Source organism: Ensifer sp. ENS08, from assembly GCF_014852195.1.
GTDB lineage: Bacteria > Pseudomonadota > Alphaproteobacteria > Rhizobiales > Rhizobiaceae > Ensifer > Ensifer adhaerens.
This window is the reverse complement of the sequence record NZ_JACVBF010000024.1, coordinates 1-25,134: the sequence shown is the minus strand read 5'-3', so window position 1 is coordinate 25,134 and position 25,134 is coordinate 1. Positions and strand designations below refer to the sequence as shown.

The 25,134-nt window shown below is 59.9% G+C and carries 27 protein-coding genes and 2 pseudogenes; 14 read left to right on the top strand and 15 right to left on the bottom strand.

Annotated elements, in window-relative coordinates; translation table 11 throughout:
* The first annotated feature begins 3 nt into the window (after positions 1–3).
* Positions 4–1,050 (top strand): sn-glycerol-3-phosphate ABC transporter ATP-binding protein UgpC, encoded by a 1,047-nt coding sequence (gene ugpC, locus IB272_RS32005; RefSeq protein WP_110819574.1) that lies wholly within the window; start codon positions 4–6, stop codon positions 1,048–1,050.
* Between the two features lie 536 nt (positions 1,051–1,586).
* On the opposite strand, the gene IB272_RS32000 is transcribed toward ugpC, so the two are convergent.
* From IB272_RS32000 to rocF, 5 genes and pseudogenes are all read right to left on the bottom strand, one after another.
* Positions 1,587–1,871 carry a hypothetical protein gene (locus IB272_RS32000; RefSeq protein WP_246810492.1) on the bottom strand — a complete coding sequence of 95 codons (285 nt, stop codon included), beginning with the start codon at positions 1,869–1,871 and terminating at the stop codon, positions 1,587–1,589.
* A 212-nt stretch (positions 1,872–2,083) separates the two neighbouring features.
* Positions 2,084–2,501 (bottom strand): annotated as a pseudogene (locus IB272_RS31995) (type II toxin-antitoxin system VapC family toxin).
* The gene (locus IB272_RS31990; RefSeq protein WP_113080452.1) at positions 2,488–2,721 is read right to left on the bottom strand and encodes an AbrB/MazE/SpoVT family DNA-binding domain-containing protein; all 234 of its coding nucleotides are present in this window, start codon (positions 2,719–2,721) and stop codon (positions 2,488–2,490) included. The pseudogene IB272_RS31995 and the gene IB272_RS31990 overlap by 14 nt, the downstream one beginning before the upstream one ends.
* 192 nt (positions 2,722–2,913) lie before the next feature.
* A complete protein-coding gene (gene ocd, locus IB272_RS31985) occupies positions 2,914–3,975 on the bottom strand; it encodes an ornithine cyclodeaminase (RefSeq protein WP_034800695.1) in 1,062 nt (353 codons plus the stop codon).
* A gap of 28 nt (positions 3,976–4,003) precedes the next feature.
* Positions 4,004–4,924, bottom strand: a complete 921-nt coding sequence (gene rocF / locus IB272_RS31980) for an arginase (RefSeq protein WP_034800696.1) — start codon at positions 4,922–4,924, stop codon at positions 4,004–4,006.
* A gap of 118 nt (positions 4,925–5,042) precedes the next feature.
* Between rocF and IB272_RS31975 the strand changes: the two genes are divergently transcribed.
* A complete protein-coding gene (locus tag IB272_RS31975) occupies positions 5,043–5,480 on the top strand; it encodes an Lrp/AsnC family transcriptional regulator (RefSeq protein WP_060517223.1) in 438 nt (145 codons plus the stop codon).
* Positions 5,481–5,751: 271 nt separating this feature from the next.
* On the opposite strand, the gene IB272_RS31970 is transcribed toward IB272_RS31975, so the two are convergent.
* The 7 genes from IB272_RS31970 to IB272_RS31940 form a co-directional block, all read right to left on the bottom strand.
* Positions 5,752–6,513, bottom strand: coding sequence for an amino acid ABC transporter ATP-binding protein (locus IB272_RS31970; RefSeq protein WP_064817053.1), 762 nt, complete (start codon positions 6,511–6,513; stop codon positions 5,752–5,754).
* Between the two features lie 62 nt (positions 6,514–6,575).
* Entirely contained in the window at positions 6,576–7,256 is a 681-nt protein-coding gene (locus IB272_RS31965) for an ABC transporter permease subunit (RefSeq protein ID WP_192357976.1), read from the bottom strand.
* A 4-nt stretch (positions 7,257–7,260) separates the two neighbouring features.
* Complete coding sequence (locus IB272_RS31960) at positions 7,261–7,932, bottom strand: ABC transporter permease subunit (RefSeq protein WP_192357975.1); 672 nt, start codon at positions 7,930–7,932, stop codon at positions 7,261–7,263.
* On the bottom strand, positions 7,929–9,311 hold the full coding sequence (locus tag IB272_RS31955; RefSeq protein ID WP_192357972.1) for a M20/M25/M40 family metallo-hydrolase: 1,383 nt from the start codon (positions 9,309–9,311) through the stop codon (positions 7,929–7,931). Before IB272_RS31955 ends, IB272_RS31960 begins: the two co-directional genes overlap by 4 nt.
* A 61-nt stretch (positions 9,312–9,372) precedes the next feature.
* Positions 9,373–10,152 (bottom strand): transporter substrate-binding domain-containing protein, encoded by a 780-nt coding sequence (locus IB272_RS31950; RefSeq protein WP_034803209.1) that lies wholly within the window; start codon positions 10,150–10,152, stop codon positions 9,373–9,375.
* A 46-nt stretch (positions 10,153–10,198) separates the two neighbouring features.
* Complete coding sequence (locus IB272_RS31945; protein WP_192357970.1) at positions 10,199–11,332, bottom strand: aminotransferase; 1,134 nt, start codon at positions 11,330–11,332, stop codon at positions 10,199–10,201.
* A gap of 30 nt (positions 11,333–11,362) precedes the next feature.
* Positions 11,363–12,304: an ornithine cyclodeaminase family protein gene (locus tag IB272_RS31940; protein WP_060517428.1), complete on the bottom strand. Its 942-nt coding sequence runs from the start codon at positions 12,302–12,304 to the stop codon at positions 11,363–11,365.
* Positions 12,305–12,428: 124 nt separating this feature from the next.
* Here IB272_RS31940 and IB272_RS31935 point away from each other — a divergent pair, with 124 nt between their 5' ends.
* The 6 genes from IB272_RS31935 to hisN all read left to right on the top strand — a co-directional run bounded on the left by IB272_RS31935 (position 12,429) and on the right by hisN (position 17,893).
* Entirely contained in the window at positions 12,429–12,998 is a 570-nt protein-coding gene (locus tag IB272_RS31935) for an XRE family transcriptional regulator (RefSeq protein ID WP_060581641.1), read from the top strand.
* A 56-nt stretch (positions 12,999–13,054) separates the two neighbouring features.
* Positions 13,055–14,563, top strand: a complete 1,509-nt coding sequence (locus IB272_RS31930; RefSeq protein ID WP_192357969.1) for a PLP-dependent aminotransferase family protein — start codon at positions 13,055–13,057, stop codon at positions 14,561–14,563.
* A 284-nt stretch (positions 14,564–14,847) separates the two neighbouring features.
* Positions 14,848–15,642 (top strand): transporter substrate-binding domain-containing protein, encoded by a 795-nt coding sequence (locus tag IB272_RS31925; RefSeq protein WP_089045286.1) that lies wholly within the window; start codon positions 14,848–14,850, stop codon positions 15,640–15,642.
* A 58-nt stretch (positions 15,643–15,700) separates the two neighbouring features.
* Positions 15,701–16,399, top strand: a complete 699-nt coding sequence (locus tag IB272_RS31920; protein WP_192445750.1) for an ABC transporter permease subunit — start codon at positions 15,701–15,703, stop codon at positions 16,397–16,399.
* A complete protein-coding gene (locus IB272_RS31915) occupies positions 16,396–17,124 on the top strand; it encodes an ABC transporter permease (RefSeq protein WP_192357965.1) in 729 nt (242 codons plus the stop codon). Before IB272_RS31920 ends, IB272_RS31915 begins: the two co-directional genes overlap by 4 nt.
* Entirely contained in the window at positions 17,117–17,893 is a 777-nt protein-coding gene (gene hisN / locus IB272_RS31910; protein WP_060644260.1) for a histidinol-phosphatase, read from the top strand. The genes IB272_RS31915 and hisN overlap by 8 nt, the downstream gene beginning before the upstream one ends.
* A gap of 539 nt (positions 17,894–18,432) precedes the next feature.
* Here hisN and IB272_RS31905 read toward each other — a convergent pair.
* Entirely contained in the window at positions 18,433–18,831 is a 399-nt protein-coding gene (locus IB272_RS31905; protein ID WP_192357963.1) for a cupin domain-containing protein, read from the bottom strand.
* A 392-nt stretch (positions 18,832–19,223) separates the two neighbouring features.
* On the opposite strand from IB272_RS31905, the pseudogene IB272_RS35195 reads away from it, so the two are divergent.
* The 3 genes and pseudogenes from IB272_RS35195 to IB272_RS31895 form a co-directional block, all read left to right on the top strand.
* Positions 19,224–19,427: pseudogene (locus tag IB272_RS35195) on the top strand (AsnC family transcriptional regulator); the annotation flags it as partial.
* Positions 19,428–19,503: 76 nt separating this feature from the next.
* Positions 19,504–20,487, top strand: a complete 984-nt coding sequence (locus tag IB272_RS35675) for a hypothetical protein (RefSeq protein ID WP_348646644.1) — start codon at positions 19,504–19,506, stop codon at positions 20,485–20,487.
* Between the two features lie 719 nt (positions 20,488–21,206).
* Positions 21,207–21,470 (top strand): hypothetical protein, encoded by a 264-nt coding sequence (locus IB272_RS31895; RefSeq protein WP_034803228.1) that lies wholly within the window; start codon positions 21,207–21,209, stop codon positions 21,468–21,470.
* A gap of 400 nt (positions 21,471–21,870) precedes the next feature.
* Here the strand turns inward: IB272_RS31895 and IB272_RS35475 are convergent, their stop codons facing one another.
* A complete protein-coding gene (locus IB272_RS35475) occupies positions 21,871–21,999 on the bottom strand; it encodes a hypothetical protein (RefSeq protein WP_256385327.1) in 129 nt (42 codons plus the stop codon).
* A 310-nt stretch (positions 22,000–22,309) separates the two neighbouring features.
* Between IB272_RS35475 and IB272_RS31885 the strand changes: the two genes are divergently transcribed.
* The 3 genes from IB272_RS31885 (at position 22,310) to IB272_RS31875 (ending at position 24,321) form a co-directional block, all read left to right on the top strand.
* Positions 22,310–22,759: a hypothetical protein gene (locus IB272_RS31885; RefSeq protein ID WP_192357960.1), complete on the top strand. Its 450-nt coding sequence runs from the start codon at positions 22,310–22,312 to the stop codon at positions 22,757–22,759.
* Positions 22,760–23,317: 558 nt separating this feature from the next.
* Positions 23,318–23,530: a hypothetical protein gene (locus tag IB272_RS31880; RefSeq protein ID WP_192357958.1), complete on the top strand. Its 213-nt coding sequence runs from the start codon at positions 23,318–23,320 to the stop codon at positions 23,528–23,530.
* 533 nt (positions 23,531–24,063) lie between these two features.
* Positions 24,064–24,321 (top strand): hypothetical protein, encoded by a 258-nt coding sequence (locus IB272_RS31875; protein ID WP_192357956.1) that lies wholly within the window; start codon positions 24,064–24,066, stop codon positions 24,319–24,321.
* 628 nt (positions 24,322–24,949) lie between these two features.
* Here IB272_RS31875 and IB272_RS31870 read toward each other — a convergent pair.
* On the bottom strand, positions 24,950–25,134 hold a 185-nt coding region (locus tag IB272_RS31870), incomplete at its 5' end, for a glucoamylase family protein (protein WP_281435535.1).

Below are 25,134 nucleotides of genomic sequence, written 5' to 3'. Positions count from 1 at the left end.
AAAATGGCATCGGTAGCGATCGACCGCGTTCTGAAACAGTATGGCGCAGCCTCCGTCATCCACGGCGTTTCCGTGGACATTGAGGATGGAGAATTCGTCACGCTCGTCGGGCCGTCCGGTTGCGGCAAGTCCACGCTCCTTCGCATGCTTGCGGGGCTCGAGGACATCAGCGGCGGCGAAATCCGCATCGATGGGCGCGTCGTCAACGACGTCGCACCCAAGGAGCGCGACATCGCCATGGTGTTCCAGAGCTACGCACTCTATCCGCACATGACGGTCAAGGAGAATATGGGCTTCTCCCTGAAGCTCCAGGGTCGAGACAAGGCGACGATCGATAAGCTGGTGAAGGAGGCCGCCGGAATTCTCGCGCTTGAGCCGCTGCTCGACCGTCTGCCCAAGCAGCTCTCCGGCGGCCAGCGCCAGCGTGTCGCCATGGGCCGCGCCATTGTTCGTCACCCCAAGGTGTTCCTCTTCGACGAGCCGCTGTCCAATCTCGATGCTAAGCTGCGCGTGACCATGCGCAGCGAGATCAAGGAATTGCACCAGCGGCTCGGCACGACCATCGTCTACGTTACCCACGACCAGATCGAAGCCATGACCATGGCCGACAAGATCGTCGTCATGCGCGCCGGCCGTATCGAACAGATGGGCAAGCCGCTCGACCTCTATGATCGCCCGGACAATACCTTCGTCGCCACCTTCATCGGCTCGCCGGCAATGAATCTTTTCGAGGGTCGCGTCGATGATGGTGCCTTCCGCATCGACGAGGGGGTTCTTCTGCCCCTTCCATCGTCATTGGGCAACGGGGACGCTCGCACCTATGGCATCCGCCCGGAAGATCTGGAGCTCTCCGAAACCGGCATACCGGCAACCGTGCTGACGGTCGAGCCGACCGGCGCCGAAACTCACCTTCTGGTGCGCGTCGGCACGCAGACGGCGGGGATCGTGTTGCATCGCCGCGTGGACCTGAAACCTGAGGAGCAGATTTATCTCCAGCCGAAGAACCAGAAGATCCATCTGTTCTGCGCCGAAGGAGCCCGGGTCAACTGATCCTTTGGCCCCCAATTGAGCGTCGACAAACCGGGGAACGTGATTGCTTCGCGTCAGTCTATGCCGCTTCGAGCTTCTTCGCGCAGCGAAGCAGCATGCCGTAGAGGTCACGCGGTTCGTCGGGATCAGCGAGGAGGTCGAGTTCTGTGAACATGGCACCCCCCGGCATCAATCGGCCAATCGGCAGGTCGCTGGTAACTCGAACGGCAACTACGTAGAGCGTCGCGCCCCGTTCGTCGAGGCGATCTCTGTCGGCAACACTTCGGTTGCCTTTGGCTTGAGTGGAGGGAAGTTCACCCTTGCGCCTCGGACTTTCGCGCCGCGCGCGTCCAAATTCGTCGTCAGCTTTCGACCGCAAGAGCCGGCTGACCGGGATCGCTGGCGGGCGGCGGCACCGACAAATCGGCAATCGGCAGGAGTCTTTACCTCACACGCCTTTTGCCGACTAACAGATGCCATCCGGCTGCGGATCACTTGCTCTGTTAGAAATGCTAGGGATGTTCGATTGGGCTTCGAAAGATAAGATGGGCTCCTGCCTACCAGCGCGCCCGAACGCCACTCGTCGAAGAAAGGCCCAGGTATAGGCCGATGCAAAATCCGATAAGCGCGACGATTGTCGTTGCTGTTCCGGGATTCTCCCGCGCGGCCTCTATTGCGCCCTGTCCTTGCTGTCGGACCGTCTGGGCTGCGTTCCTAGCTATTCCAGAGGCGCCTTCAGCCGCAGAATTGATCCCCTCACTCACAGCTTGCTTCACCTCCGCGATCTGCGATCGCAATTCGGCGATTTGATCTTCAATCGATTGCTGGTTCACACCAATCATCTTCCACCTCATGGTTTGTGAACGCAAAACCGTTGAGCTGCGACAATGTTCCAGCAAAGGGGAGTGGGGTCGCCGCCTGTTTCTGACTCTCTGCTGAAGTGCGCCAACGCACAGTATTCCTCCCGCGTTTGCGCAACGCGCATCTTCCGGTTTTGTGCATATTGGATCGCATAACGTATTGACGGGAACTGAGCCTCCCATGAGCAGCTTCATCAGGTCGGCAAGTTCGGCGCAATCAGCGTCAACGTTGGGAAATAGGTGCGATAACGGCCGACGTCGCGTGTGAGCAGCGAATATCCGCTAACCGCTGCGTGCGCACCCATGAAGAAATCAGGGAGCACCCCTGTCCGCGTTCCGCCTGCTTTGCGATATCGTGTGAAAACCTTGCTTGCCAGAAAGAGGGCCTCACGCGGTACCGCCGCCAGCTTCAACCCCGCTTGATCAAGCAAGCCGTCAACGCCTTCGATCCGATCGTAGCGGACGGCGAGTTCGGCGTAGACGATGTCGTTGATCCAGATTGCTCCCCCCGAGGCTTGCAGCTTCCAGCTGCGCTATCGACCAATCGGCCCAAGTTGGATCATCGGTAACGACGTCGAGAAGGACGTGTCTACGAGTATCACGGTTCGCCACGCGTAAGCGCCATGATCGCGTCAGTGTCGGGGCCCTTGCCCGCATGCCCTCGTAGTTTCGCGAAGCGGCTGGGCGGCTGCTTTTTCGCAGCATGGACGAGGACAACGCTTCCATCTGAAGTGCGTCGGAAGTCTATCTTGCTTCCAGGCACGATACCCAAGAGATCGCGCACAGGCTTGGGAATAGTAATTTGTCCCTGGGATGTAACTGTCGTCGTCATGGCCGGACCCGTGTAGGGAATGATTCATCCAAGGTATTACTTTTTGTGCCGCGGTTTTCAAGGAATTGGGTAGTAAGTTCGATTCCCTTCAAGGCGCTCAATTGGCCTCTATCAGGCTGCTTGGCGACTGACGCCTAGCGTTCCCCGGTTTGACCGTCGACAAACCGGGGAACGTGACTACTTCGCGGCAGTCTATGCCGCTTCGAGTTTCTTCTCACACCGCAGAAGCATGCCGTAGAGGTCACGTGGCTCGTCGGGATCAGCGAGGAGGTCGAGTTCTGTGAACATACCGTGTTCGGCAATCTGGTCCCGGACGTAGCGGAGGGCGGAGAAGTCCTCGATCGCAAAACCGACACTGTCGAAGAGCGTGATCTGATCCGGGCTCTTGCGGCCCTCTGTCTCGCCGGTCATGACCTGCCAGAGTTCGATGACGGGGTGCTCAGCCGGTAGCTGCTGGATTTCGCCTTCGATGCGTGTCTGCGGCGGATATTCGACGAAGATGTCCGAGCGCAGCAGAATGTCCTTGCTGAGTTCGGTCTTGCCGGGGCAGTCACCGCCCACCGCGTTGATGTGGACACCGGGGCCGACATGGTTGTCCGATAGGATCGTCGCGTACTGCTTGTCGGCGGTGACCGTGGTGATGATGTCTGCGCCTTCGACCGCCTCTTCGACCGAGGTGCATTCTTCAATGGTGAAGCCGAGGCCTGCGAGGTTGCGTGCGCATTTCCGGGTGGCGGAGGCGTCGATATCGTAGAGGCGAAGCTTGTCGATGCCGAGCAGCGACTTGAAGGCGCGAGCCTGGAATTCGCTCTGCGCACCATTGCCGATGATGGCCATGGTCCGGGCATTCGGCCGGGCGAGGTACTTCGCCGCGACCGCGGACGTTGCCGCAGTGCGCAGCGCGGTCAGGATCGTCATTTCGGTGAGCAGCATCGGGTAGCCGTTGCCGACATCCGAGAGCACGCCGAAGGCCGTCACGGTCTGGCGGCCATCGCGCGTGTTCTTCGGGTGACCATTGACGTATTTGAAGCCGTAAAGCGTTCCGTCGCTGGTGGGCATCAGCTCGATGACGCCTTCCTGCGAATGGGAAGCGACGCGCGGGGTCTTGTCGAAGACCGGCCAGCGGCGGAAGTCCTCCTCGATTGTGGCCGCCAGGTCCGTCAGGAACCGGTCGATGCCGACCTTCAGAACCAGTTTCATCATGTGGTCGACGCTTACGAACGGAACCACGTTCAGTTTCGGATCAGTATTCATTTTCCCTCCAACCAAAGAACAATCGAAATCAGCCAGTAACAGTCGGGCGATCCATCACCCGCTTGCCCATCAGGCTGGCGACGAGATCGACGAGCAGCCGTGCGGTCTTGCCGCGCTCGTCGAGGAACGGATTGAGCTCGACAATGTCGAGGCTGGTCACCAGCCCGCTGTCATGCAGCATTTCCATGATCAGGTGCGCCTCGCGGAAAGTTGCTCCTCCCGGTACCGTGGTGCCGACGGCCGGCGCGATGTCCGGCTCGAGGAAGTCGACATCGAAGCTGACGTGCAGGAGGCCGTTTGCGGCCCGGACCCGTTCGATGAAATTGCGGACGAGGACGGCCACGCCATGCTCATCGATTACGCGCATGTCGTGCACCGTGATGCCGGTGGTGCGAATGGCGGCCTTTTCGGCGGCGTCAACGCTGCGGATACCGATCATGCAGACGTTTTGTGTGGCAACGGGATGGGCAAGCGCAGGGAAGAAGCCATCGAAACCGGTCTGGCCGGTATAGTAAGCGACGGGCGTGCCGTGCAGGTTGCCGCTGACCGTCGTTTCGAGAGTATGGAAGTCGGTATGGGCGTCCAGCCAGAGCACGAACAGCGGCCGCCCGAGTTCGGCGGCTCGGCGTGCGAGACCGGGAACGGTGCCCGCGGAGATGGCATGGTCGCCGCCGAGGAAAATGGGCATGCCCGCCTTGCTGTGTTCGTAGGCAGCAGCAGACAGCGCTTCGACCCAGGCGACCGTTTCGCCGAGGTGATGGACGGCCTTGTTCGGATGGGGCATCTCGTCGAACGCCCGCGGGCTGAGATTGCCATTGTCCTTGACCGAATGGCCCAGTTCTTCCAGTGCCGTGCGAAGGCCAGCGATGCGCAGGGCGCTCGGCCCCATCTCGCAGCCAAGCTGCCCTGCCCCGATTTGCAGGGGCGCGCCGATGAGCGTGCAGTCCATAGTGTACTCCCGTTTGTTTTCATGATTATAAAAGTCATCGATGGCGGATTGAACATTGAATTTTGGCATATCGAGATGCTAGTTTGACCAAATTGATAAGAACGGAATCCAAATCGGCATGGATGCTCTCGACCAGAAGATCGTGATGCTGTTGCGCGGCAATGGGCGTCGAAGTGTCTCGGATCTCGCGCTGGAAACGGGCGCCTCGCGGGCGACCGTGCGGGCGCGCATCGAGCGGATGGAGCAGGACGGGACCATCCTCGGCTATACGGTGATGCTGCGTGCCGATGCGCTTGAAGATGTCGTTCGTGGGGTGATGATGGTTGAGATCGAGGGCCATGTGACCGATCGGGTGATCCGCACGCTCGGCGGCTTTCCTGAAATCTCGCAGATTCACACGACGAACGGTCGGTGGGATTTGCTGGTGGAACTCAGCGCATCGAGCCTGGCCAACTTCGATGCCGTGCTGCGCAAGATCCGTCTCGTGCCCGGCATTATGGGCAGCGAGACGAGCCTTCTTTTGTCCACGCCGCGGTCGACGAGGGCGAAGCTCTAACCTGACGAGCGTCGACCTGGAAACTCACTTCGACGGGTGTCGCTGCGGCTGGCGCGCCGCGTTTTCCTGCAATGGGTTGCCGCACCGGCGGCACAAGCGCCAGCGACAATCATCGAGCGCTTTCGGGCCTTGAGGCGACGGCTTTGTCGATAGCGGCGCATCTGGTCGCGGCCGGGCCTCGGCCGACGAATGATCGGCCGGGGTAATTATGACATCGAGCGGGGCTCGACAAGGACGGGCGTGGACGCGCGGAATGGTGCAATGCCTTCGGTCAGTGCAGGATCTGGCTGAGGAAGAGCTTGGTGCGCTCGTGCTGCGGATTGTCGAAGAACTCAGCCGGCGAGTTCTGTTCGACGATCTGGCCCTGGTCCATGAAGATCACGCGGTTGGCGACCTGACGGGCGAAGCCCATTTCGTGGGTCACGCACAGCATGGTCATGCCTTCTTCGGCGAGCGACACCATGGTGTCGAGCACTTCCTTGACCATTTCCGGGTCGAGCGCCGAGGTCGGCTCATCGAACAGCAGGATCTTCGGCTTCATGCACAGCGAGCGGGCGATCGCCACGCGCTGCTGCTGACCGCCCGAAAGCTGGCCCGGATACTTGTTCGCCTGCTCGGGGATCTTGACGCGCTTCAGGAAGTGCATCGCCAGTTCCTCGGCCTGCTTCTTCGGCATCTTGCGCACCCAGATCGGCGCAAGCGTGCAGTTTTCGAGGATCGTCAGGTGCGGGAAGAGGTTGAAGTGCTGGAACACCATGCCGACTTCGCGGCGCACTTCGTCGATCTTCTTCAGGTCGTTGGTGAGCTCGATGCCGTCGACGACGATCTTGCCCTTCTGGTGCTCTTCGAGCCGATTGATGCAGCGGATCATCGTCGACTTGCCGGAGCCCGACGGGCCGGCAATGACGATGCGTTCACCCTGCTGAACATCTAGATCGATGTCCTTCAAGACGTGGAAAGCGCCGTACCACTTGTTCATGCCGGCGATCTTGACTGCTGACTTTGACATTTTTTCTCCTCCAGAAGTGTGCATTGGCTGCGCCGCGCGGAAGACGTTCTCCGCTTGCAGTTCTCGTGACTGACGATCGTGTTGGCTTATCGGCCTGGGATGGCGAACCTTGTTTCGAGCCCCTTGAAGACCCGACCGAAGGCGGCGCCGATCAAGAGATAGATGGCACCCGCGATCAGGAACGTTTCGAATGGTGCATAGGTCTTGGCGACGAATACGCGGGCTGCACCGGTCATTTCCATGACCGTGACCGCGCTGGCGAGGGTCGACCCCTTCATGACGAGGATCAGTTCGTTGCCGATGCTTGGCAACACGGCGCGGTAGATCTGCGGCAGGACGACCTTGATCAACAGGACGTATTTTGCCAACCCGAGGGCTTTCCCGGCTTCCCACTGCCCTTTGGGCACCTGCCGGATTGCACCGGCCAGGACCTCAGCCGAATAGGCGGCCGAGTTGAGGGCGATCGTCAGGACGGCGCAGTAGACCGGGCTGCGGAGGATGGGCCAGAGGACGCTTTCGCGAACGGCCTCGAGCTGTCCTAGGCCGTAGTAGACAATGAAGAGCTGCACGAGAAGCGGGCTGCCACGGATGACGAGTGTGTAGGCAGACGCCGGAAGCCGCAAGCACCTTGAGGGAGAGGACAGAGCCAGGGCGACCGGCAGCGCGAGCACCTGTCCCACGAGAAAGCTCGCCAGGGTGATGATCAGTGTCAGAACGAAGCCGTTCTTGATGGTGATGAAAGCGGGAAGAAAGAGATCCAATGACATGGGACTACCGCAGATGAGTGGTCAGGCGCTGGTTGTAGGCATTGATGAAGAGCGTCGAGACGCCGGTCACCAGCACATACAGCGCCGCAGCCGTAAGGTAGAAGGCGAGTGGCTTGTGGGTTGCGCCGGCCGCGACGACGGATTTGCGCATCAATTCCTCGAGTCCGACGATCGAGACCAAGGCGCTCTCCTTCAGGATCACGAGCCACTGATTGCCGAGGCCGGGCAGGGCTCGGACCATCATCTGCGGCAGGACGATGAGCCGGAACGCTCCGGGCCTGCGAAGGCCGAGAGCGAGTGCCGCCTCCCATTGACCTGACGACACCCCGACCAGTGCGCCGCGGACGATCTCCGTCAGATAGGCGGTCGAGACGACAGTCAGCGCTGCGATGCCGGCGGTAAGAGCATCCACTTCGACATAGACGCCGAAAAGACCGGTCAATAGAACCGTGCCGCCGTAGAAGATCAGGAAGATGACCAGCAGTTCCGGCAGACCCCGAATGAGGCTGACGTAACCGGCGATGACCTTGCGAACCGGGGCGGATCCGTAGACCAAGGCCGGTGCAAGCACGACCGCGAAGATCAGTCCAAGGACAAAGCTTCCGACGGCGACGGAGAGCGTGACGAGGAAGCCCTGCAGGAGCTGGGGAAAATACTGGACAACCGCTTCGATCATGACCCGGTCTCGCGTTGCTGGTAACCAACGTCTGCCGCCGATCCGCACTGGCTGGCGAGCGCGGAGAAGAAGTCTGCGGAGAAGCCGATCATCTGGTGGAACTGGTCGATGAGGATGTTCTCATCGGGAGAGTGCAACATTGCGCCATGGTGCGTGATGCCCGCACCGAAAAGCGTGGCGCCGAGCTGATGCACGAAGGGGTGCGCAAGACCCGAGGCTGCCGAACTCGGCTGAAGGATGGCAGGCTGGCCGAACCACTTTTCCAGCAACTTCGCCCCGAGCTTGACGGCCCAATGCGACGGATCGCTGCGAACACCCAAGACCTCGGCGTCGTGAACGATCAGCTCGATATCGTCAAAGCCGTTGTCGTCCAGGTGCAGGCGTACCAGGTCAGCGACGGCTTTGGGGTTCTGTCCAGGGACGAGACGAAAATCGAGCTTGGCGGTCGCGGTCGCCGGCAGAACCGTCTTCGTGCCAGCGCCCTCGTATCCGCCATGGATACCGTTGACGTTCAGGCAGGGTTCGAAGTTGAGGTGCTCGTAAAAGTTGGATGGCGTCACGGCGCCAAGAAGCTTTTGCCCCCCGGTTGCCGCCATTAAGTCTTCCAGCGGAAATGGGGGCGAAGCGGCAAGTTCGCTCGTCGCTCGATCGGGCTTGATGCCTTCGTAGAAGCCTTTGATCAGGACACGGCCGGCTGCATCGCGCATGGAAGCGACAGCAGAGGCCAGCCGCCATAGGGGATTATCGAATATGGCGCCGAGGCTGGAATGCAGATCAGCGCGTGCGGTGCGAACGCTCAGCTCGATCGCCAACACGCCCTTGAAGCCCATGAGGACCACCGGTCGGCCGCGTGTATCGACCTCCCCGAATTCCCACCAGCAGAGGTCAGCTTGAAGGCCTGGATAACGTTTCTCAAGGAAGCGTACGAGCGAAGGACTTCCGATTTCCTCTTCGCCCTCGACGATCCAGATCAGGCGGAAGGGTAAGGGGCCGGGGTGTCGTTCCCGGAACAGGCGCCATCCGGCAAGGCGGCTGACGAATTCGCCCTTGTCGTCTGCCGCACCGCGGCCGAAGAGCGCGCCGTGGCGCTCCGTCAGGCTGAAGGGCGGTGCCGTCCAAAGATTGACAGGCTCTTCAGGCTGAACGTCGTAGTGGTTGTAGATCACCAGTGTGAAGGGGCCCTCACCGATTTCTCCGGTTACGAACGGACCGACGTCCCCTGGCTCGATTGCAGTTTGGAAGCCGGCGTCGGCGAGAAGAGCGGCAACCTTATCGGCGCACGCATCGAGGCCTTCAACTCGGGCGCTGACGGAAGGGATCGCGACGAGGTCCGTCAGGTCGCGTGTCGCTTCGATCGTGATATGATCTGGGAGTGTCATCGTCCAATTCCTCTCGCGAGGAGGCGGGCTTGCTCGCCCCCTCGCGTGGTTCATGTGTTCGTCATTTCTTGGAAATGTCGTAGCCGAACCACTTTTCGGAGATCGTCTTGATCGTGCCGTCGGCGAGCATCGCTGACACGGCCTCGTCAACCTTGGCGGCGAGTTCCGTGTTGCCTTTGGCGATGGCGACGCCCTGTCCCTTGCCGAATTCGGGGAAGTCCGCGCTGGTCAGGAGCGGGCCGGCATAGACCAGCTTGTCAGCGCCACGATCCTTCACAAGCGGCTCCAGTGCGGATCGCTCCATCAGGCCGGCATCGATGCGTCCGGCGACAACGTCGTCGGCAATCTGGTCCGGGCGGTCATAGACGCGCACGTCCGCATCCGGGAAATGGGCGCGAACCACCTGCTCATGGGTTGTGCCGGTCTGCACGCCGATCGCGACCTTCGCAAGCTTGTCCTGCAGATCCTTGGCGGACTTCGCCTCGGCAACCAGGCTGCCCGCGGCAACGACCATCGCGTTTGGGGCGTCCGCGTAGGCGACGGAAAAGTCGACCTTCTGCGCCCGTTCCTCGTTGATTGATACGCCCGAGATCACCAGGTTGAACTTCCCGACCTGCAGGCCGGGCAGCAGACCGTCATAGGCCTGGTTCTGCCATGTACAATTCGCCTCGATGCGCTTGCAGATTTCGTTACCGACGTCGCGGTCGAAACCGACGACCTCGCCGGCGGCATCGACGGACTCCCACGGCGGATAATCTGCGCTCGTGCCGACCCGCAGATCTTGCGCACTGGCGACACTCGCTGCCAGCGAAATCGTCATCACGGCAAGTAATTTCTTCATGTTCACTCCCCTTTCGTTATGACACATTGCATCTCCACCGCCCTGATCACGCGGCCGCGGTTTGATAGCCCTTAAGAAATTCGGACATGCGCTTCAGGCCTTCTTGAAGGGTGGTGCCGTTGTTGGTGAAGCCGATCCGGACGTACCCTTCCATGTCCATCGCGCTGCCAGGCGTCAGCATGACGCCGGTACGTTCCAGAAGCCGGATGCAGAACTCTTCCGAGGACATGGGCAGATCGTACTTGAGGAGTGCCGTGGTGCCGGATTTCGGTTTGATCCACGAGATCAACGGCTCGTTCTCGACCCAGTCGGAAAGCAAGGCGAGGTTGGTGCGCGTGATCGCCTGGCTGCGCGCAAGAATCTTGTCGCGGTTCTCCAGTGCAATGGCTGCGAAATGATCGTCCAGCATGCCGACGCTGATCGTGTTGTAGTCGCGATGGACGGAGACAGCATGGATCAATTCTACAGGAGCGACGATCCATCCAAGGCGCAGGCCGGCAAGCGCGAAAGTCTTGGACATGCTCGCGGTGCTGATGCCTTTCTCATAGAGGTCGGCGATCGACGCCGTCATTCCGTCGCCTTCCTGGTCCGTACCGCGATAGACCTCGTCACACAGGATCCACGCGCCGCAGGCGCGGGCAATCTCGACGATTTTCTCCAGATAGGCGCGATCCATCAGCGAGCCCGTCGGATTGTTCGGATTGTTGATGGCGATGAGTTTCGTGCCCGGTGTTGCAAGGCGCTTCAGCTCTTCCAGGTCTGGCAGGAAGCCAGTCTTTTCCGTGAGCTTGAGGATTTGTACGTCGGCGCCGTAGCTTTCCGGGATGGAATAGTGCTGCTGGTAGGTCGGCAGGACCGAGATCACACGGTCACCCGGTTCGACCAGTGTTGCGTGCACCAGGGCATTCGCACCGATGGCGCCGTGCGTGACCACGACATTTTCTGCACTTTGCTTTTCGTAGAGGCCGGCAACCAACTTGCGGAGGCGTTCGCTGCCTTCGATGGCGCCGTAGGTTAGCTTCATGGGAAGAAGCTCGGAGAGGATCGTGTCGGTCTTGCCGGCCATCTCCAAAAGTTCGGCGACTGTCAGCGACTCGACGCAGGTCTCGGCGATGTTCCAGTCGCATCTGGTTTCGTAGCGGTTCATCCAGATCTCGACGCCGAAATTACGAATCTTCATTGCCTATCTCCTGTGCTGTCTTGGAATTGGTTAGCTGCGTGCTGCGGAAAGCAGGGCGCTGGCGGTTGCTATGTCTTCGAGCCCGAGCCCGATCGAACGGAAGAAAGCTGGACGGCCAGTGTCCCGGGCAGTCGCTCGGCCCGACAATAGTTCGGGCAGGTCGCCAACAAGGCGATCGGTGCTCCACTGGCCACGTTCCGCGGCAAGTTTCATTTCGCCGGCCGCAGCCGGCGTGGTGGCCCGATAGTCGCAATAGACATCGAACCGATTGAGCGTGTCGGGGGCGATCTCGTGGGCGTTGGCGACATTGGTGCTGATGGATGTGACGAGTACGCCCGCGCCGAACCTCGACGCGTCGATGACCGGTGTGCCGGACGAGGTGCATAGCATGACCACGTCGGCGCCGGCCGCGGCCGTATCGGTATAGGTGGATGTCGTCACCGGGCAGCCAGATTCGAGCTGCACCGGAAGACCGTGCCGGTTGGCAATATCCGGAGAGCACAGACGAATTTCCTGCCACGGACGGATCGATGCGGCATGCCGAAGATGCGCAAGGCCGATTTCGCCTGTGCCGATGATCGTCAGGATCTTTGCCTCCTTCGAGGCGAGCAGATCGGCGGCAATCGCGGTGGTCGCGGCCGTTCGTTCGGTCGTCAGGCGTTTGGAATCACACAGGAGCAGCGGCTTCCCGGTCTCCATCGACATCAGAAGCGTCCAGGCGGTAACGGTCGCCCCATTCGTGCCGGGGATATAGGGCGACAGCTTCGTGCCAAAGACACCATCGCTTCCAAGAACGCCTGGATAGGTGATGAAGTCTCCGCCGCCGGCTGGGAACAGGCTCAACGTCTGTGGCGGCTGCACAGCCCGTCCATCGGCAAGCGCGATGAACATACGCTCCAGGGCTGCGCGAACATCTGTCCGGGGCAACAGTCGGGTGATATCTTCGTCGTTGAGTACGACCAATTTCTGCATTGTGACGATCCCAAAAAGGCGTGCGAAGTCACGCTGCATGGACGCCAAAGCCTTGGCGCCCCATGCAGGGCAAGACGCACAGAAATGTGTTGAGCTGTGAAAGCCGGTAGTCTAGAAGGACCATATGAGCAATATATTGCACAGTCAAGACCGGGCCGATGTGTTGGCCCACGTTTCCGGAAACCTCCGCCGTTTAAGGCTCGCCTCGGGCCTGAGCCAAACGGCGCTGGCAGATGCATCCGGTATCAGCCGGCGGATGATCGCGGCGGTCGAGAGCGGCGACGCGAACATCAGCCTTTCCAGCCTCGATAAATTGGCGACCGCGATGGGCGTAGACTTCGTCGAGTTGGTGCGCGATCCGTCGAGGGAGACGCGCGCCGAGATCAACGAGGTCACCTGGCGCGGAAGCCAACCGGCGAGCGCCGCGATGCTGCTTTGTTCGGCGCCCGCCTCGCGGGAAACACAGATGTGGCTGTGGACCCTCGGCCCGGGCGACAGCTACGTGGCCGAGCCGGACCCCGAAGGATGGCACGAGATGCTTTTCGTTGTCGAAGGAGCGCTGCGTTTGATCCAATCGGGCGAGGCGCAGGACTATGCCACGGGCGAGTTTGTCACTTACAGCACGGCCCAGCATTATTCGTACTGCAACGTCGGAAAGAAGATCGTCCGCTTCATTCGCAACGTCGTCTCGTAGATCGAAATACCGCCCGGCAGGGAGATAGTGCGCGGCTCCGCACAGGGATTTCTCGGATGGCTTCAGCGAAACAGTTCAATTATCCCGTTTGGACCATGGTCGTTCGAGAAAAGTCCGGTGGGCCGACGTTGCAGGAGCAGCTCTTCATCCAGTTGCGCCGACTGATCGTCAACGGACAGCTTGCGCGCGGCGCCCGATTGCCGGCCAGCCGGTCGATGGCGAGAGATCTCGCGATATCGAGAAACACGGTCAACATTGCCTATGATCGCTTGGCGGCCGAGGGCTATATCAAGCGTCGCCCGAGTTCCGGCTTCTACGTGGAAGAGAGCCTTCCAGAAGACTCGGTGCGGCCTGGAGGAGAAAGAGGCCTGCCGCCTTCGAGTTTACCGGTTGCGCTGTCTGCACGGGGGAGAGAGGCGTCGGTACGGCATTGGAGTTGGTCGCGCCAGGACAAGTTGGATCTCAGTCCTGGCATGCCGGCGCTGGATATCTTCCCCTACAAGCAGTTAGGCAAGATCGCCGCCAACTATTGGCGACGCTTCACGGTTTCTGACCTCGGGTATGGCGAAGGCGGCGGTCTGGCGGTTCTTCGCCAACAACTCGCCATCTATCTTAGCGAGGCGCGCGGTATTCGATGCGAGGCTGACCAAATCATCGTCGTGGGAAGCACGCTTCAGGCTGCCAATCTCGTCGCGCATGTTCTTCTCGACGCCGGTGACGTTGTCGGCGTCGAGGACCCGGCCTACGCGACGCTCTTGTCCACTCTGCGTTCGGCTGGGCTTCGGCTCACACCCGTGCCCGTTTCTCGTGACGGACTGAACGCTGACGACATCGCGCATCGTGCCGCGGATGCCCGGATGATCCTGGTTTCGCCGGTCGGCCAGTTTCCCGCGGGTGCAACCATGTCGGAAGCGGCGATTGAACGGCTTCTCGCCTGGGCCAATACGTCGCAGCGCTGGATATTCGAGGACGACTTCAACAGCGAGATCAGATGGCGCGGTACGCCGCTCGTGCCGCTCGCCGCGCGCAAGGGTGGCGAGCGGGTCATCCATGTCAGCTCCTTCAATCGTGTGCTCGCCCCCGGGCTGCGGCTTGCTTATCTCGTCGTGCCGCGCGAGCTGATCACCTCGTTTACGGCAGTGCAAGACAGCCTTTCCTGCTATGCGCCGCTGACGCACCAGCATACGGTCGCCGACTTCATGGCGAGCGGAGAACTCGCATCTCATATCCGGCGCACGCGCGCTCTCTACAGGGATCGTGCCACCGCGATGATCGCGTCCCTGAAAGAAAAGCTGGGCGACGTGTTCGATGTGCCGGAACTGGACGCTGGTCTCCATTTGACGCTTACGGCGCGCGAGCCCTTCGACGACGTCGAGCTTTCACGGCTCCTGCGCGGGGCATGGATCGACACCCCACCGCTCTCTTCCTATTGCATTGAGCGGAAGGATCTTTTTGGTCTCGTAGCGGGATTTGGAAATCTCTCCACCGAGCGGCTGGCCGGGGCGGTTCAGCGGATGGAGCTTGTCACGAGGCGGTTTCTGGAGAAAGCCGGCAAATCTTCCTGAAGCTCGGTCTGGTACCATCAGTTCATGGGAATTGGTACTTTAGCTCGTTCTGCTTCCGCGCCATCCTTTGTTCCAGAAGACAGGTTCTGGAGGGAGGCCAGAATGCAAGTCGGATCCAAAGACATGACCAGATAGTCGCGCTCACCAGCATCGCCGGAGCAGGTACGTGCTGCTGGCTTTGAACACAGGTCGCCGCCAGCGACACCTCATATGCAGCCGCCCGCTTAAAGCAGCTGCCCTGTTCCCATGCCGAAAAACCGCAGCCTTTTGACAAGGAAGGTCCCATGAAAAAGATCATCGTATTCACCTTCGCCGGCCTTCTGCTCGGCGCAACGTCGTCGCAGGCCGCGGCGCTGAAAGTGGCAGCCGACTGCACCTATCCCCCGTTCGGATATCAGGACGCGAACGGGGAAATCAAAGGCTTCGACGTCGATGTCGCGCGTGCCATAGGCAGGCAGATCGGCAGTGAGGTCGAAATCATCTGCCAGGCCTGGGACGGCATGATCCCCGGCCTGCTCGCCGGAAAGTACGACCTGATCTCCGCATCGATGTCCATCACCGAGGAGCGGCTGCAGAGCATCAATTTCTCCGTTCCCTACCGCTCGTCGGCCGCCCGGTTCGTCGGACTAAAGACCTTGGACGCCAAGCCGGTGACGGATGCAGGCGAGCCGAACCCGGAAGGCGTTGCCGGTAAGACCATCGGCCTCCAGCGCTCGTCGACCTATGCGAAATACATCGCAGAGAAGTATCCGCAGGCGACCGTGTCCGAGTATGACAAGGTCGACAACATGATCCTCGATCTTCAGGCCGGCCGCGTCGATCTCATTTTTGCTGGCCCCATCAAGCTCGACAACGATTTCCTCAGCAAGCCGGAAGGCAAGGACTACGGTTTCGTCGGTCCGGAAATCGACGACGTATCCTACTTCGGCCCCGGTATCGGTATCGGCATCCGCAAGGCCGACGAAGATCTTCTGAAGAATGTCGATGGTGCGCTGACCGCCATGTTCAAGGATGGCAACTTCAAGGCGATCAACGACAAATACTGGTCGTTCAGCGTCCTTCCGGCCTCCGCAAAATAATCTGCGACGACAACCGGATGGAGCCGATTGAGGGCTCCGTCTTTCTTTGGAGACGACCATGGATCTATTGCAGGGATGGGGTGACGAGATCGCCCACGGCACCCTTTTGACCATGAAAGTGGCAGTCCTCTCGCTGCTCGTCGGCCTGTGCTGGGGCATGCTGGGCGCGTTGGCGCAGATGTCACCGAACCGGGCCGTGGCATCCCTTGGCCGTGGCTTCAGCCTGGTGATGCGAGGTACCCCCGAACTGTTGGTCATCCTGATCGTGTACTTCGGCGGCACGGTGGCGCTGACGAAAGTGGTCAACCTCTTCGTCGCGGATTTCGGCTTCGTCGAGGTGCCGCCTCTCCAGGCTGGCGTCTTCGCGCTCAGCCTCGTCTTCGGTGGCTATGCTGCCGAAGTCCTGCGCGGTGCGTGGCAATCCGTTCCGAGCGGAGTGATCGAGGCGGGGCACTCGCTTGGCCTCGGGTGGTTCGTCATGTTCGCCAAGATCCGTCTGCCGCTGCTCATGCGCTTTGCATTGCCAGGCCTCGGCAACAACTGGATTTCGCTGCTCAAGGATACCTCGCTGATCTCGATCGTCGGTTTGCATGAACTGATGGGCCTGTCGCAGATGGCCACTTCGGTCACTCGCCAGCCCTTCACCTTCTATATGACGGCCGCCTTGATTTACCTGGCTCTGACATTGGCAAACACGCGCCTTATCGCCTGGTTCGAAGGACGGTTGATGCGCGGCGAGAGGAGGTCCCCAGCATGAACTGGTCCCTGATGCTGGAGAGCGTTCCGGCGCTGCTCTACGGCGCGCTCGCCACGGTGCAATTGCTCCTTATGACCCTTGTTTGCGGAGCCCTGCTCGCCTTGCCGCTTGGCATCGTCGCAGCCAATGGTCGCCCGATCATCCGGCTCCCGGTGATGGGCTACATCACCTTCTTCCGTGGAACGCCGCTGCTGGTGCAGGTTTTCCTGGTTTATTACGGGTTTTCGCAGTTTCAGATCATTCGCAGCAGCATCTTCTGGCCAGTCCTTCGTGAAGCCTGGTTCTGCGCACTGCTGACGCTCGCGCTCCATACCGCAGCCTACACCGCGAACATCCTGCGCGGCGCCATTCTCGCAATCCCGGCCGGTCAGAAGGAGGCGGCCGTCGCCTTGGGCATGCGCCCGTTGTTGATCTACCGGCTCGTTATTCTTCCCCAGGCGTTGCGCATCGGCATGCCGGCCTATGGCAACGAAATGATCAGCATGATGAAGGCGACCTCGCTCGCCAGCACAATCACGATCATGGAGCTCACGGGCACGGCAAATACGATCGTCGCCCGGACTTATGCTCCCTACGAAGTCTTTATCTCCGCTGCGCTCGTCTATCTCTGCGTCGCCTGGATGCTCTCGCGCCTGGTGCGGGCGATCGAGGCCCGACTTTCCCGCCACATGCGACCGGCCTTAGAGGCACAAAACACATTGAGGAGGGTACCCGCCCATGCTTGACCAGCCGCTTCAGCTTTTTTCCAGTTTCGCCAGCGAGATTGCCGATGTTGCGCGGCAGATCGTGCGCACTGCTGCGGCCGGCCCGCGCCGCCCCGTTGCGAAATCGGATTCGAGCCCGGTGACGGAAACGGATCGCGCGGTCGAGCAGTCGCTGCGCGAACGCATCGCAGACCGCTTCCCCCGCCATGGGGTACTCGGGGAGGAGTTTGGCGCCGAGGGTTTGGGGGAGGAGTTCGTCTGGGTCATCGATCCTATTGACGGCACCAAGGCTTTCGTCGGCGGACTTGCTGTCTATGGCACGTTGATTTCATTGACGCATGGCGGGACGCCGGTCCTCGGACTGATCGACAATCCTGTCACCGGCGACCGCTGGCTGGGACTGTCAGGGCGCGCGACGACCCTCAACGGTGTTGCCATCCGGACCGCATCGACTGCTCTCCTTTCGGAGGCTTTCATGGCCAACGGCAATCCGGAGCCGTTCCAGCAAAACGAGAAGGATGGCGTTGAACGCCTGCGCCTATCTACGCGGTGGTGCGTCTATGGGGGGAGCTGCATGGCCTATGGCCGCGTCGCGGACGGCAGCATCGACATCAGCATCGATGGAGGGCTCGATCCCTACGACTATTGCGCCCTTGTCCCGGTGGTGACGGGTGCGGGCGGATGTATCACGGACTGGCAGGGTCGGCCGCTCACGCTGACTTCCGGCAATCTGTGCCTCGCGGCCGCCAACGAAGCCTTGCATCGCCAAGTCCTCGAAACGCTGAATTGACGCAGCTCTGATGAGATTAGGGCTACGATCAACCGTCTCCCTGCCCCGGAATGACAGCTCGCCCTCCGATAGGCCACAAGCGTTTCAGCATCCATCAGGTCGCGCTGGTAGAAGAACATGGTGGCCGCATAGCGGGCGCGGCCGGACCACTCGGTTCCGTCCGGCAGCCTGTTCATCTTCCAGTGCCGCTTCGCCTCCTCGTCCATGACGCTGGTCTCAGAAGCGGCCAGGCGGGTTGGCCGAGCGACGGTCGAGCTTGACGAAGGGCCGCGCGACAACGCGCGCCCGCTGGCCACCTGGTGGCGATGATGCGATTCCGAAGACCGTCCAATCCGGATTGCGCGATTTCGGCGCGAAACGGCCTGATTTCATCTCCAACGGAGCTACTGGTCGATCGCACGGACCCTACTGCAAAGCCGTTGGCGAGCATCGGCACAACGGCCGGTGACACGCCAGCGCCCAAAGCAAACCTCGCCTAGACAGTGACCTGGTGAGGGCATTTGTTTCATGAGTGGATCGCCCCCCCCATCGCAGCGAACTTATTTCAGCGGGACAACAAGAGGCGTGTCCTTCGCGACGATGTAAGTCGCAAGCTCCGACGCCTCGCCATCGCCAACATTCGTGGCGATGTGCGCAACACCCGCCGGAATGAAAAGGGATTCACCGGCCTTCAGCGTTACCGGCTTCTGACCCTCGAGCGTGTACTCAAGCGCACCTTTGAGCACATATGCAATTTCTTCGCCGGGATGTTTATGATTGATAGATGCAGCCTTTGGCGGGAAATCTACCCGGACCTGAAGCGCTTCCTTGCCCGGCACGCTGATATCGCTTTGAACCAGACCAGTCCGTTTTAGTTCCTGGGCCTGGGCAACGCCGCCCAGCGCGAAACTGATTGAAGCCGCCGCGGCAGCGATCGCGATGCTATGCATAATTTTCATTTGGAGCCCTTTCCAGTGGTGACCAGTTGTCGAAGTTGGAGCGTGCAGCCGAAGATGCAGTCGCGCTTTTGCGGCGGGACCTCAGTCCTCACGAAATCCGTTTCTATTACCGCGTTCAGTTGACGCGCTGCTTGTGTATGGATTGTTTCTCGATGAGCAGGGGTTTGTACCGAATCTGCGCCAATAGATTGGCTGAAACGATTAGTTACAAATTGCGATGATGGTTCGTCGAAACCTGGAGCAACTCGAGCCAGGCTATCCTTGACACTGCCCGCGCTGCGTTCTGGTATCTTTCCAACCCCGAAAGTCAGTCGGTCACCGCGCCGTGGGCTTCTTGGCGGCTAAGCCGGCGGCGCTGAGCATTGAGCACCATCACTTTTCTAAGGACAGTAGAACCGATAGATCAATCCCGTGGCGGCTTTCCTGAAATCTCGCAGATTCACACGACGAACGGCCGGTGGGATCTGCTGGTAGAACTCAGCTAGCCTGGGCAACTTTGATGCTGTGCTGCGCAAAATCCGTCTCGTGCCCGGCACGGCATTATAGGCAGCGAAACGATCTTTTCCACACCGTGGTCGACTACGGCGAAGCTCTAACTTAACGAGCGTCGATTTAGGTCACGCCGCGGCGTGGGGCGGCTGCGATGATATCGTTCGCATCTCCGCTGGAAACATGGACGACCATCAGCGGCACGCCGGTCACCCCACACCAGCTGCATTTCGCAACGATCCTGACCATCGCGCCCTCATTGCGCGCAGTTTCCAGGGCGTCGAGCAACTCGCGGTGCCCGTAGCCCAGAATGAAGACAGGACGCTTTGCCAAACGCAGCTTCGCCGAGACATGAAGGCGACGAAGCTTACTTCCGCTAGAAAGCAGACGGCGTCAATGGAACGGCATTGCTGCTGCACCAAGTCAGACACCAGATCCTTACGTGCAAACCGTGTAGACCGGCGACGCTTCAGCAGCGGCATTCGCCTGATGACGTTGTTGGTCGCGAAATCTGGTAATATCCGCCCCAGTTCTGCCCAATGGACCCGCAACGATCTTGGCTTCCGTGCTTGGAGATATAGCGCCATGCCGACCCGGCGACATTTCCTTATCAGCTTCGTCGCCACGCCGATTGTTCTGCCGAGACTCGGCCATGCAGCCGGCGGTTCCGTGGAGTTGCCGCTTACGGCCAATTGCGGTGATGACGACGATCTGACGCCGGCACAGACCGAAGGTCCGTATTTCACACCGGAGAGCCCTGAAAAAAAGGACTTCGCCAGCGATTCACCGGGCGGTGAAAGAATGACACTTGTTGGCTACGTGTTAACCAAGGACTGCCAGCCGGTAGAAAAAGCGTTGATCGAGTTATGGCATGCCGATGAGACCGGCACCTACGACAACAGCGGATACAAACTCCGCGGACATCAATTCACGGACGCAGAAGGCAAATGGTGGTTCGAGACGATCGTGCCTGGGCTGTATCCTGGTCGCACCCGGCATTACCACGTGAAAGTCCAAAGGCCGGGCGGGAACGTGCTGACGACGCAGCTGTATTTTGCCGATGAGCCGGACAATAGGCGTGACCGCATATTCAATGCAGACCTGTTGCTCGACATCAAAACGACGAGCGACGGAAAATTCGGCCGCTACGATTTCATAGTGGCGTGACTGGCACTTCATGATTTCCCTGATGACCGTTCACACACACCGTCCTCTCCGCCTACGCTGTGTGGACCGATCTCCGCGAATGGACCGACACTGAAAACCGTGCGCACCAAGGCCAAGGACTCTGGTACTTTAGACCGGATCCTTTCGCTTTGGCGCTGTCGTCGCCGTTTGCGGCCATTTTTTCTCCCCCTCTCGGCTTTCAGATCGAGCCGGAACCAATCCTGACGTCGTAGGTTTGAAGATCGTCCTGGCTCTCTTACACCAGGATTTTGGCACGTACCTCCTAGGGTCCCGTTATCGGCTTTCGGGGCCCTTTTTTTTCTTCGGTGCTGGAACCTCTGTCAAATGTACGCGTTTCTAGCTTTGCCTACGATCCACCATCCCCTGCGGGATCTAGGCTAGGCTCCATCTAATAGCCCAGCATGGAGCCCATGGCACCTCCGTGCCGAGGCCCCGCTCTCCCCGGACGGGGCCGTCTCTTTTCCAACTGGGAACCACTTTCACACGCGGCAGTTAGAGGATAGGCAATGATCCTTTCCGGGATCACAGCCCGCTCCATGAGGTACTCCCATTCCCCGCGTAGAAGCGCCAACGATACCAACTGGCCCCGACACCCCATCGGGGCCATTCTTCCGTTTGCTCCGAATTCCGGTGAGCGTTTTGTCCCTGTGGGAACCGCTCGACTTCACAGTAGTTTCTCGTTTCAAAGCGAGGATGTCATGATTGAGAGCAAGCGCGAAATGAACGCAAATGAGATCCCAAGTTTTGTGGCCGAAGTGATCGCGGCGGGTTGCGATATCAACGCCGTGGGACACGATATGTATGTGCTTGGCGATGTCGATGAGCAGGAAGAAGCCAAGGAGGAACTTAGTCGGATCGGCGAGAGGTATGGCGACCGCGCAGCTCTGAGGTCCGAGATCATCGCCTACCTTCGGTCCATTGGTCGGTTCGTGGACGTGACATGGCCCCAGACCATCCACTAGCGCAGCCTGCGCGACCTTACGGAGCCATCTTTATTCGACGGCAGCAGGAACCTATCCGGGACCTGTTGGTTTGTTCATTGCTGATGATCCCGGATCCCTCCGGATCAAACGTAGAGAGCCCCATCGTCGTGCCGTCGGAGGTGGGGTTCTTCTTTCTGCTTACCAACCTTGCCCCGTGATCCCGAAGATGATCCGCCGTATCGCCTCGGCCTGACTTATCCCGAGCGCCCTGGCCGCAATTCCGGTGACTCAAAGCCACCGATGCCTCAGCTTCCATCGCCTCACGTCATCGGTCACCAGCTTCATCTCGGAGACCTCCTCCCCAATCGTTATCGCGGAGGCCTCAAGATGGCCGACGCGGTCGACAAGCTGGTTCATGCGCCAATGAACCACTTGCCGGCTAGTCGTCGCCTTGTCTTGACGGCCAGACCTGGGCCAGGCGCGCGGCCGAGTAATTGAGCTTCTCGATCACCCGCTGCATCGTGCCGCCGGTCTCGTGAAAGACGGTCGCGAGCTGTCGGCGAGCCACCGGTCGTCGATTACCTTACCGGCCGATTGGGGCCGATAGGATGACACTCATGGCGCCGACCTGGGATGCATTGGCCGGCCGCCAAAAGGCGCGCGCCTCGCATAGGCGAGGAACGTCGTTCTGTTCATCGAGTTGTCCTTTAGTGAGATGAAAAAATGAGATAAAAATCGCCGGCCGAAGTCGACGCTGGAGCTGTTAAGGGCTAGTCATAGCCCGTTTTGAAGACCATATTTTGTCTGATCGCCGGACCATGAAACGGGCTCCAGCGACTGATGGACCATCATCACTTTCGCCTTAAATGGAGGAGGTTATGTTTGATCGACTGCAATCCGGATACATTCTTCCCGAGGGGCTCACCGTCATTTCCACGGTCTTTGATAAGGTCGTGAACGCACGGAATATCCCCCGACAAAGTGAAGAAAGCGAATGGCTGGCTCGCGAGGCGCTCCGTTTGTTCATGAGTGGCGTACGAGACGCCTGGGAACTGGAACGCCGACTTAAAGATGCTCGCCGCCCGCTCGACCATTCACCGCCATCGGGAGGCGTTGGCATGGTCGTGGATCTGCTGCCAGAGCTGACGGCATGGGCGCGGAGCTTGACCGCCTCACAGCGTGCGGCAACCGCGCTCACCGAAAAAACACTCGAATACGCCATCGAAAACATCGATGAATTCGTGGCGACATCAGATGTCAGGAGATGGCTGGTCCGTGTGATGTTGGACCTCCGGCTTGGCCGAAGACGAGGCCAACATCGAACGTAGGCCAGGAGGGGAAATCATCGGGATCTACCTCTTTGTTAGGAACGCCAGCCACCATTCACGAACGGCATGAAGCCGGCTGAGGAACACATGGGCTATGACTGGAATGGTGCTCGCGGGCGCCGGATGAAGATCGCGCGAATTGGAACGGCCGTCGCGCTGGCCGCCTTGTTGGTGTCCGTCGCGACGGAGGTTGTGACGCGAGCTATTTAGAGGGTAATAGACGATGGATACTTTGGGGGCGACGGTGCTGATCGCAGGGCTGTTCCGGCTGACCAGAAGAACACTAGCTGGGGGCCTCGTACGCAACCTCAACCAGGGTCGAAACCTTCCCATCGAGCAAAATCGCCGCCTGGGACCGACGCCTTGACTGGTTGGGGTCCCTGCCGGCTTGGCCTGGAGCCGCGTTCGTCTTCATCGGCGTCTCCATGATCTCCTGACGCTGAGTGATTGCACTCGTTCAATCTACCCCCCTAAGCATCGCGAACCCGGCGCCGGCTTTGCGGATCGATCAAAAGCGACTATTTTAGTGATGTCTTTCGTACCATGCAGGAGGCATCCATGGGGCTTGGCAGCACAACGGTCCAGGGCGAATTTCTGAGTTCTTTTTCTATCGCGTCCATTGACCCGCTCCTGGGGGTTTTTGAACTATCAACTTCGGCTGGTACGACGATCGAGGTTCAGCTTGACCGGTACAGCGCGGAGACATTGATGTCGGCACTTGCGCAGTTCCTGGCTCAAGGGCAAGCAGCGGAGTTTGACGACGGGATGTGAAGGGTTTTCTGGGTGAGGCGAGCTCTTTAGGGAGGAAATGAGAGCCTACTTGCGAGTGATCGCGCTGATCGCAGGTGTATTGCGGCTCGATCGAAGAGCCCTGGCGGAGGGGACTATCCGCAATTGCTTGACTGGATCCCCGCGATACCGGCTTGGCCTCGAGCCGCGGTGATCGTCCTCAAGGGGATTGTGATATTGATGTGAAAAGGCTCCAGATCGAAACGGGTACGATCCAGAGCCTTCGTCTGAGTGTTGCCTTCCGTCTGCGCCTTCGATTTCGACAGACGACGCAATTGAGAGCGCATTCACTCGCAGAATGCAACCAGACGATTTCTGTTGCTTCGTCGGCTGGACCATCGAGGGCGAGCGGTCGTCGCTCTGGCGGCCTGTCCGTCGAGGCATCGCGGACCTGCTCTGCGCGGTGATGGCCCGCCGGTTACTGATATGCGTGGGGCAGGCAAAGTAGCTAGGCAACTTGCTAATGAAGTCGTGTTCGAGGAGACTGCGTTCAGCCTTACCTTTAGGGGTGTAAAATGGACTTCCAAAAGGTCGGTAGAGCCCGGATGATGATGCGCTTGCCACGACATCGGAAACAAATTGCCGACGCAAACTTCGTTGCGATAACCGATCTGCTCGAAGCTTACGGTAAAGCCGCTGTGACCCGTGACGAACTGCGCGAGCAGGCGGCTCCCGACCCAGCACGGCTGAAAGAATATGAAGACCTGTGCCGGAAGTTGGAGGACGACATCCTGAGAATGCTGAGTGCCGTCAGTCCACGTATGATCCGCTAGCGCACGAGAGCGATGTCTTTCGATACTCGCGCCGTGCCCCGGAACGGACGCAATCGACGCCATTCGGAACAAGCTTCCGCGAACACGTTTTGATGTTGTTCTTCTCGACTGGCAGATGCCGAAAATGGATTGAATAGAGACTGCACTGGCGCTCCGCTCGCTTAGGATGACGGACACACCGTGTCTCATGATGGTGCGCCCGTGGCTGTGAGGAAGTAGTCAAGGCGGCGGGAAGGGCGGGAATTTCAGATGTGCTGGTCAAGCCTGTTCGGCCATGTGCTGTTCGATGCGGTCATCCGTGCGATGGGGGACGAGCCGCCGACAGGGTCGAGGGAGGTGCATCTTCAAGCGTCGCCTGTCCTTAACCCTAGGTTTTTAGATCAAAGCCGCCTTTCACCCAGCTGAGATAGGCGTCCTCGCCCTGCCTGACCGTCTCAAATCCTGATGGTGTCTCCGCCAAGTGCCGTCCTTGCCCTTGGGCTATCGCTTGCGAGTGCTGCAGTTCCTGCCAGCACCAGGAGGTGCCTTCTGTATAGCCCGGCATGCTGATTAGAGAAGAACCCCATGTTCATGGCCGTTACCTTTCCGCATGATGTCGATACCGGCATTTGGCAGCGATGCGGTACCCTCAGAGCCAGCCGCCGGAAAACCCCGCACGCCTCAGGCCGGTGACCACAGGGGCGCATCGGCGCATGATGTTCCACAGCAGGCCGGTCCTGTAGTTCTCGATCATCAGCACCACGGGGCCTTGGTCGATGCCGAAATGATAGGGGCTGACCCACCAGCCGGATTCGGTTCCTTCCGCCGGAAAGC

Coding starts and splice junctions, on each gene's coding strand:
- IB272_RS31955 (WP_192357972.1), bottom strand. CDS start 9,311: ATGACACTCCCAGATCATATCACGATCGAAGCGACACGCGACCTGACG.
- IB272_RS31935 (WP_060581641.1), top strand. CDS start 12,429: ATGAGCAATATATTGCACAGTCAAGACCGGGCCGATGTGTTGGCCCAC.
- ocd (WP_034800695.1), bottom strand. CDS start 3,975: ATGAATACTGATCCGAAACTGAACGTGGTTCCGTTCGTAAGCGTCGAC.
- IB272_RS31895 (WP_034803228.1), top strand. CDS start 21,207: ATGATTGAGAGCAAGCGCGAAATGAACGCAAATGAGATCCCAAGTTTT.
- ugpC (WP_110819574.1), top strand. CDS start 4: ATGGCATCGGTAGCGATCGACCGCGTTCTGAAACAGTATGGCGCAGCC.
- rocF (WP_034800696.1), bottom strand. CDS start 4,924: ATGGACTGCACGCTCATCGGCGCGCCCCTGCAAATCGGGGCAGGGCAG.
- hisN (WP_060644260.1), top strand. CDS start 17,117: ATGCTTGACCAGCCGCTTCAGCTTTTTTCCAGTTTCGCCAGCGAGATT.
- IB272_RS31930 (WP_192357969.1), top strand. CDS start 13,055: ATGGCTTCAGCGAAACAGTTCAATTATCCCGTTTGGACCATGGTCGTT.
- IB272_RS31875 (WP_192357956.1), top strand. CDS start 24,064: ATGGACTTCCAAAAGGTCGGTAGAGCCCGGATGATGATGCGCTTGCCA.
- IB272_RS31975 (WP_060517223.1), top strand. CDS start 5,043: ATGGATGCTCTCGACCAGAAGATCGTGATGCTGTTGCGCGGCAATGGG.
- IB272_RS31950 (WP_034803209.1), bottom strand. CDS start 10,152: ATGAAGAAATTACTTGCCGTGATGACGATTTCGCTGGCAGCGAGTGTC.
- IB272_RS31915 (WP_192357965.1), top strand. CDS start 16,396: ATGAACTGGTCCCTGATGCTGGAGAGCGTTCCGGCGCTGCTCTACGGC.
- IB272_RS32000 (WP_246810492.1), bottom strand. CDS start 1,871: ATGATTGGTGTGAACCAGCAATCGATTGAAGATCAAATCGCCGAATTG.
- IB272_RS31920 (WP_192445750.1), top strand. CDS start 15,701: ATGGATCTATTGCAGGGATGGGGTGACGAGATCGCCCACGGCACCCTT.
- IB272_RS31925 (WP_089045286.1), top strand. CDS start 14,848: ATGAAAAAGATCATCGTATTCACCTTCGCCGGCCTTCTGCTCGGCGCA.
- IB272_RS31880 (WP_192357958.1), top strand. CDS start 23,318: ATGGGGCTTGGCAGCACAACGGTCCAGGGCGAATTTCTGAGTTCTTTT.
- IB272_RS31885 (WP_192357960.1), top strand. CDS start 22,310: ATGTTTGATCGACTGCAATCCGGATACATTCTTCCCGAGGGGCTCACC.
- IB272_RS31970 (WP_064817053.1), bottom strand. CDS start 6,513: ATGCACACTTCTGGAGGAGAAAAAATGTCAAAGTCAGCAGTCAAGATC.
- IB272_RS35675 (WP_348646644.1), top strand. CDS start 19,504: ATGGACGACCATCAGCGGCACGCCGGTCACCCCACACCAGCTGCATTT.
- IB272_RS31940 (WP_060517428.1), bottom strand. CDS start 12,304: ATGCAGAAATTGGTCGTACTCAACGACGAAGATATCACCCGACTGTTG.
- IB272_RS31965 (WP_192357976.1), bottom strand. CDS start 7,256: ATGTCATTGGATCTCTTTCTTCCCGCTTTCATCACCATCAAGAACGGC.
- IB272_RS31960 (WP_192357975.1), bottom strand. CDS start 7,932: ATGATCGAAGCGGTTGTCCAGTATTTTCCCCAGCTCCTGCAGGGCTTC.
- IB272_RS31945 (WP_192357970.1), bottom strand. CDS start 11,332: ATGAAGATTCGTAATTTCGGCGTCGAGATCTGGATGAACCGCTACGAA.
- IB272_RS31905 (WP_192357963.1), bottom strand. CDS start 18,831: ATGAAAATTATGCATAGCATCGCGATCGCTGCCGCGGCGGCTTCAATC.
- IB272_RS31990 (WP_113080452.1), bottom strand. CDS start 2,721: ATGACGACGACAGTTACATCCCAGGGACAAATTACTATTCCCAAGCCT.